At 74.4% G+C, this 6,710-nt stretch carries 7 protein-coding genes; 2 read left to right on the forward strand and 5 right to left on the reverse strand.

The window, feature by feature from the left end:
* Positions 1–87: 87 nt before the first annotated feature.
* On the reverse strand, positions 88–780 hold the full coding sequence (locus ABZS66_RS34395) for an alpha/beta hydrolase (protein WP_354765094.1): 693 nt from the start codon (positions 778–780) through the stop codon (positions 88–90).
* Positions 781–836: 56 nt separating this feature from the next.
* Here ABZS66_RS34395 and ABZS66_RS34400 point away from each other — a divergent pair, with 56 nt between their 5' ends.
* Positions 837–2,117, forward strand: coding sequence for a WYL domain-containing protein (locus tag ABZS66_RS34400; RefSeq protein ID WP_354765096.1), 1,281 nt, complete (start codon positions 837–839; stop codon positions 2,115–2,117).
* A gap of 4 nt (positions 2,118–2,121) precedes the next feature.
* Here ABZS66_RS34400 and ABZS66_RS34405 read toward each other — a convergent pair whose 3' ends face one another.
* Positions 2,122–2,922, reverse strand: coding sequence for an ROK family protein (locus tag ABZS66_RS34405; protein ID WP_354765098.1), 801 nt, complete (start codon positions 2,920–2,922; stop codon positions 2,122–2,124).
* Positions 2,923–3,024: 102 nt separating this feature from the next.
* Positions 3,025–4,134, reverse strand: a complete 1,110-nt coding sequence (locus ABZS66_RS34410) for a ricin-type beta-trefoil lectin domain protein (protein ID WP_354765100.1) — start codon at positions 4,132–4,134, stop codon at positions 3,025–3,027.
* A gap of 184 nt (positions 4,135–4,318) precedes the next feature.
* Here ABZS66_RS34410 and ABZS66_RS34415 point away from each other — a divergent pair, with 184 nt between their 5' ends.
* Positions 4,319–5,083: an ROK family protein gene (locus ABZS66_RS34415; RefSeq protein ID WP_354765102.1), complete on the forward strand. Its 765-nt coding sequence runs from the start codon at positions 4,319–4,321 to the stop codon at positions 5,081–5,083.
* A 34-nt stretch (positions 5,084–5,117) separates the two neighbouring features.
* On the opposite strand, the gene ABZS66_RS34420 is transcribed toward ABZS66_RS34415, so the two are convergent.
* Together ABZS66_RS34420 and ABZS66_RS34425 are read right to left on the reverse strand one after the other, a co-directional pair.
* Positions 5,118–5,957, reverse strand: a complete 840-nt coding sequence (locus tag ABZS66_RS34420; RefSeq protein ID WP_354765104.1) for a response regulator transcription factor — start codon at positions 5,955–5,957, stop codon at positions 5,118–5,120.
* A 127-nt stretch (positions 5,958–6,084) separates the two neighbouring features.
* On the reverse strand, positions 6,085–6,710 hold a 626-nt coding region (locus ABZS66_RS34425), incomplete at its 5' end, for an ATP-binding protein (protein ID WP_354765106.1).

Genomic DNA, 6,710 nt, shown 5'->3' on the forward strand with positions numbered 1-6,710 from the left:
TGCTTGGTCGCTAAACCACCTACCGGAGACCTCTTCAGTTATCGATCACCGCCACGCCACAACATCGACGCCCTTACGAAACACGGCCTAGCCGGCGGCCAGGATGGCGGCCAGGTCGGCGGGGCGGCTGAACATCGGCCAGTGGCCCGTCGGCAGGGCGTGGATGCGGTAGTCGCGGCGGTCCAGGCCGGCGAAGTACGGGTGGCCCGCCGCGATCATCTCGCGCACCGCCGGCTCCGGGATCGTCGAGCAGACCAGGTCCGTCGGCGGCTGCTCGAGCGAGCGCACCCGCAGCGCGGCCGTCGCGGTCGACCACGGGTGGGGCACCGCATGTGCGCGAATGTGCGGGGCTGCCTCCGAAAGGCCCGCGAACAGCGCCGGGTCGTCCGCCGGGTCGAACGACGGCGGCGGGAGCAGGCCGTCGACCACCGACCTCTCGGCCAGGGCGCGCGCCTCCGGGCCCTGGAAGTCGGCCTGGACCGAGCCGTCCGGCATCGGGCCGCTCTCGACGTACACCACCCGGGAGACACGCGAACCGAGGCGCTCGACCGCCGCCCGGGCCGGGAAGCCGCCGTAGCTGTGGGCGACCAGCACGACCGGCGCCGCCGACGACTCCACCGCGGCCGCGATCTGCGCGGTGTGCGCGTCCAGCGTCGCCGTCGCCGCCAGGTCCAGCGATAGCGCCGTCACCGCATGCCCGGCCGACCGCAGCGGCGCCGCCACCGCGTCCCACGCCCAGCCGCCGAGCCACATCCCAGGTACCAGCACGAATTCCGTCATGCGAAGCACGCTAGGCTCGAATCCGGGCAGCTTCCGCCCGGATTGGAGGGTGGCCCATGTCACAGTCCACCGCGCGGGTGCTCGCGCTGCTGGAGGTGCTCCAGGCGCAGCCCGGGCTCACCGCGCCCGAGCTGGCCCGGCGGCTCGGCGTCGACGAGCGCACCGTCCGCCGCCACGTCGCCGCGCTCGTCGACCTCGGGCTGCCGGTGCAGGCGGAGCGGGGGCGGTACGGCGGCTACCGCCTCCTGCCCGGGTACCGGCTCCCGCCGCTCATGCTGAACGACGAGGAGGCCGTCGCCGTCGTCCTCGGGCTGATCACCAGCGGGCGGGGCACCGGCACCGCGGCCCGCGAGTCGGCGCTCGGCAAGATCGAGCGGGTGCTCCCGGCCGCGCTGCGCGAGCGGGTCCGAGCCGTCCGGGAGACGCTCGGCTTCACCAGGCCCGCCCCGGCCCACGACACACCGCCCGCGGCCGGGCACGTCCTGACCCTCGGCGAGGCTGTGCGGGACGGCCGCCGGGTGACCATCGTGTACCGCTCGTGGCGCGGCGAGGACAGCGAGCGCGACTTCGACCCGTACGGCGTCGTGGTGCACGCCGGGAAGTGGTACGCGGCCGGGCACGACCACGCCAGCGGCGAGCTGCGCACCCTGCGGGTCGACCGGATCGCCGGGATCACGCCCACGGGCGCGCGGTTCGCGCCGCCGGCCGGGTTCGACGCGGTCGCGCACGTCGTCGGCTCCCTCGCCGCCGTGCCCTACCGGCACGAGGTCGAGGTCGTGCTGCACACCACCCTCGCCGAGGCGCGGGCGCGCATCCCGCCGACCGTCGGCGCGACCCACGCCACGCCGTCCGGCGCCGTCCGGCTCACCTGCCGGGCCGAGCGGCTCGACGGGATGGCCCGCATGCTCGTGGGGCTCGGCTGGCCGTTCGAGGTGCGCCGCCCGGCCGAGCTGCGCGAAGAAATCCGAGCGCTCGGGCGGCGGCTGCTGAACAATGCCGATGTGCCGACCTACGTCAAGAGCGTCACGTTCGACTGCGCCGACCCGCTGCTCGTGGCCCGCTTCTGGGCGGCCGCGCTCGGTACCGACCTGGACGAGGACTCCACCGGCGAGCGGGCCTTCGTCGAGGCGGCCGGCTGGGGCGGGCCGAACCTGTGGTTCGTCCGCGTGCCGGAGCCCAAGACCACCAAGAACCGCATGCACTTCGACCTGCGCGCACCCGGCGCGGTCGCCGACGAGGTGGCCCGCCTGGAGGGGCTCGGCGCACGGGTCCAGCACGTCCGCGACGACCTCACGGTGATGCTCGACCCGGAGGGCAACGAGTTCTGCGTCGAGTGACCCGTCAGTGCAGCACCTCGAGCGCCGCCGCCCCGCCCGCCAGCACGGCCGCGCCGGCGAGGGGAGCGCCGCCGCCGAGGCCCGCCTTCCGAATTTCGATCATGTTGTACCGGCCGAGCCGCGCGACTTCGCTCCACAGTGGACGCCAGAGGTCGTCGCCGCGCAGCGCCACGGCGCCGCCCAGGGCGATCGCCGACAGGCCGGCCGCCAGCGCGAAGTTGACCAGGCCGGGGGCCAGGCGCTCGCTGTACGACATCCAGAAGCTCGGATCGTCGATCGTCTCGAGCGGCCGGCCGAGGCGCGCGGCCAGCTCCCGGCCGCCGACCAGGGTCTCCAGGCAGCCCGTCTGCCCGCACGCGCACGGCAGGTCGTTGCCGGCCACGAGCTGATGGCCGGCCTCGGTGGTGAGCACCGTGGACCCGAGGCGCACCGCGGCGCCGACGCCGGTCGACAGGGTCAGGTAGCCGCAGCGCTCGACGCCGGTCAGCGCGCCGCCGGGGGCGAACGCCTCGCCGAGCAGGCCGCAGGTGGCGTCGCGGGCGACCCGCACCGGGCACCCGAGGGCCCCGGCCAGGTCGGCGCCGAGCGCCCGGCCCTCGTAGCCGCGCAGGTTGAGCGACACCCGCACGGTGCCGTCGGGCGTCACCCGGCCGCCGAACGAGACGCCGGCCGCGGTGGGCTCCGTCGATGCCGCCGCATCGACGATCATCGCCAGCTCCCGGTCGTAGTCCGGGTCCGTCGGGAAGCGCGCGACGCCCGCGACGCGGGTCCACGTGCCCCCGATGTCCACCGCCACCACGGTCATGGTCCGGACGGTACCGTGCGGACCACGCGCACCGTCGCCGCCCTGGCGCCCGTCTGACGGCTGGACGGGCCGGGGACCCGCCGCGGTCCCCGGCCGGCGGGCTCAGCGCACCGACCAGCGCTGGGCGCCGGTGCCGTTGCAGGTGTACAGCTGCACCTTCGTGCCGTTCGCGGTGCCCGACGAGGTCACGTCGACGCACTTGCCGGAGCCGGCGCCGACGATGCTGCCGTCGGCGTTGAACGTGAAGCGCTGCGCGGTCGTGCCGTTGCAGTCCCAGATCTGCACCTTGGTGCCGTTGGCGGTGCCGTTGCCGTTGATGTCGAGGCACCGGGTGCCGTTGTAGATCCGCAGCTCACCCGCTGCGGTGCGGGTCCAGGCCTGGTTCACGCCGCCGTGGCAGTCCCAGATGTGCACCTGCGCGCCCGGGGTCTGGCTCACGCCGTTGACGTCCAGGCAGCGCCCGGCCTGCGGGTTGACGATCGAGACCGGCGTGCCCACCGGCGGTACCGTCACCGCCGAAAGACTGCCGGGCACCGACTGGAGCGCGGTGAACCACCGCGCCGCCATCTTGTCGTAGCCGCCGGCGTTGGGGTGCACCCCGTCGGCCAGGTCGGCGGTGGTGAGCGCCGAGTGCATGTCGACCAGGTGGGTGCGCGACCCCTTCTGCGCGACGATGCCCGGGATGGCGGCGTTGTACGCCCGGACCCGCGCCTCCAGCGTGGCGTCGGTCTCCGGCGTGATCTGCGCGACGAACAGCTCCACGGCCGGCGCTGTCGCCCGGATCTTGTCGATGAGCGCCGACAGCCGGTTCGGCGCGTTCGCGACGTCGTAGTTCTGGTTCATGTCGTTGGTGCCGATGTGCAGCAGGACCGTCCGCGGGGTGTACGTCTGCAACCAGCCGACGATGTTCGCGTCGATCTGGTCGATCCGCCACCCGGAGTGGCCCTCGTGGTCGTGGTCGCCGAGGCTCGCCGGCCCGTTGAAGCCGGAGCCGACGAGGTCGACCGTGTACCCGCCGGCGGCGAGGCGCTGCCAGAGGTTGATGCGGTAGCCGCCGGGCACGTTGAACCCGTCGGTGATCGAGTCGCCGAGCGGCATGACCCGCACGCCGCCGTTGGACTCGGCGTGGGCGAGCGTGGCCGGTGCGGCGAGGGTGAGCGTGGCGGCGGTGGCGGCCGCGGCCAGGGCCGCGAGGATGCGGCTTCGATGCATGCTGGTGTTCCTCTCGTCGGTCGTCGGGCGCCTGGCGGGGCGCCAATCCATCGATTCTGAGCGATGCCTTATGGCGTTTTGCCGCCAGTGGTACCGCCGGTGAGACGAACGCCACCGTCGGTGCGCCGAGCGGTTGCGGGTGGTTGGCGCGGCGGGACGGGCGGCGGAGGCGCACAATCCTGCGGTGGGAAAGACGCTGACGATCGACTGTGGGGGCGGCGGGCTGAAGGCGGCCGTCGTCGACGACTCCGACGAGCTGCTGTGCCGGCCGATCCGCGTCCCCACGCCGTACCCGTTCCCGCCCGAGCGGTTCGTCCGCTCGCTGCTGGACATCGCCGGGCAGCTGGGGCAGGAGTGCGGGCCGGCCGACCGGGCGACGATCGGCATGCCGGGCATGGTCCGCCACGGCGTGGTGGTGGCCACCCCGCACTACGTGACGACCGCCGGCCCGCACACCGCCGTCGACCCGGGGCTGCTGGCGGCCTGGACCGGGTACGACGCCCGGGCCGCGCTCACCCGCGCGCTCGACCGGCCGGTGCTGGTGCTCAACGACGCCGAGGTCCACGGCGCCGCCCTCGTCGACGGCACCGGCCTCGAGCTGGTGCTCACCCTCGGCACCGGCCTGGGCAGCGCACTCTTCGACGACGGGGCGCTCGCCCCGCACCTGGAGCTGTCGCACGCGCCCGTGCGGCGCAAGCGCACGTACGACCGGTACATCGGGGAGCTCCAACGCCGGGAGATCGGCAATGCTCGCTGGTCCCGCCGCGTCCGCCGGGTCGTCGAGGGCCTCCGCCCGGTCTTCCGCTGGGACCGGCTGTACCTGGGCGGCGGCAACTCGGCCCTCATCGACGCCGAGAACCTGGCCCTCCTGGGCGACGACGTGACGATCGTCCCCAACACGGCCGGCGTCGTCGGCGGCGCCCGAGCGTGGAAGCTCATCGGCCCGTAGGCGCGGTCTTGGCCGTTTCGTCCGGTTTGCCAGGCTACGACCTGGGCCGGACGAGCCCCGACTCGTACGCGAGCACCACGGCCTGCACCCGGTCCCGGAGCTCAAGCTTGGTCAGAATGTGCCCGACATGCGTCTTGACGGTGGTCTCAGCAACGTGCAGCCGCTCACCGACCTCGGCGTTCGACAGCCCTTGAGCGACGAGCAGCAGCACTTCCAGCTCCCGCTCGGTCAGATCCGTGAGCCGCCGTCCCTTCCCGCCACCGCCACCGATTCCGTTGCCGCCCGCCGTTCCCCTCCCGCCAGCAGGTCCGCCACCGCCCCCTGTTCCGCCACCGACTTCGGCTCCGCTGCCGACCCCGCCCGCGCCGCCGGCCGCGCCTCCCGCTCCGGACCCGGCCCTGGCTCCGGCGTCATCCAGGGCTCCGCCTCGTCCGGCGCCGTGCTCCGCGGCGGCCGACGGGGCAAACCGCCCGGCGAACCGCTCCAGCAGCCGCCGGGTCACCCGCGGCGCGACAACGGCATCACCGGCGGCCACGATGCGAATCGCGGACAGCAGTTCGGCCGGCGGCGCGTTCTTCAGCAGAAACCCACTGGCCCCCGCCTGCAACGCCGCGAACGCGTCCTCGTCGGTGTCGAACGTCGTCAGCACCAGCACCCGCGGCAGCCCACCCCGCGCGACCAGCTCCGCGGTGGCCACAACCCCGTCCATGACCGGCATCCGGATGTCCATGACCACGACGTCGGCCTCCACGCCGAGCAGCAGCCGCAACGCCTCCGCCCCGTCCCCCGCCTCCCCGACGACCGCCATGTCCTCCTGCGCCGACAGAATCATCCGGAACCCGGCCCGCACCAGCTCCTGGTCGTCAACCACCACAACCCGGATCACCGCTTACCCCCGCCCCACCGGCCACGACGGCGTGCCGTCTCCGCCCGGCCCGCGGCAGCCGGCCCGGGTGCGGCTGAGACAGCGCGGACCGTTGGCCCGCCGAGATGAGCGCGGGTCATGCTGCGGCCGCCCGAGCCAGGGGGATGGTCGCATCGACCCGCCAGCCGCCGCCCGCGCACGGCCCCACGGTCAGGACGCCCCCGTGCACGGCGATCCGCTCTCGCATGCCGATCAACCCATGCCCGACGTGGCTCTCCGCAACGGCCCAGCCGGCGCGTCCAGCCTGACCCGAGTGCCGAACCGGCCCGGTGTGGCCCGCACCGGCCCCGCCGTCGTCCACCGCCTCGATCCGGACGTCCGTGGGGGAGTACCGCAACCGCACGGTCAGCACCGCCCCGGGCCCCGCGTGCCGCAGGGCGTTGGTCACCGACTCCTGAACGATCCGGTACGCCGTCAGCTCCTCCGCCCCACTCAACCCCTCCGGACCACCTTCACGCTCCACCGCCACCCGCAGCCCCGCGGAGGCGGCCCGCTCAACGAGCGTGTCGAGCTCCGCCAGCCCGACCCGCCGCCGCGCGAGATCGACCCCGGTGCCCACCGCGCCGGACGCTGTGCCAAGCGGACCCCCGAGCCCCGCTCCAGGGACCGGACCGAGCCCGGCCGAGAGCCCGGCGTCACTCCTGGCACCGAGCCCGGCCGAGAGCCCGGCGTCACTCCTGGCACCGAGCCCGGCCGAGAGCC

Source organism: Dactylosporangium sp. NPDC005572, assembly GCF_040605515.1.
In the GTDB taxonomy this organism is placed as follows: domain Bacteria; phylum Actinomycetota; class Actinomycetes; order Mycobacteriales; family Micromonosporaceae; genus Dactylosporangium.

What these genes read in the sequence shown, in the direction of transcription:
- ABZS66_RS34395 (WP_354765094.1), bottom strand. Translation starts at nt 780, where the DNA reads ATGACGGAATTCGTGCTGGTACCTGGGATGTGGCTCGGCGGCTGGGCG.
- ABZS66_RS34405 (WP_354765098.1), bottom strand. Translation starts at nt 2,922, where the DNA reads ATGACCGTGGTGGCGGTGGACATCGGGGGCACGTGGACCCGCGTCGCG.
- ABZS66_RS34410 (WP_354765100.1), bottom strand. Translation starts at nt 4,134, where the DNA reads ATGCATCGAAGCCGCATCCTCGCGGCCCTGGCCGCGGCCGCCACCGCC.
- ABZS66_RS34400 (WP_354765096.1), top strand. Translation starts at nt 837, where the DNA reads ATGTCACAGTCCACCGCGCGGGTGCTCGCGCTGCTGGAGGTGCTCCAG.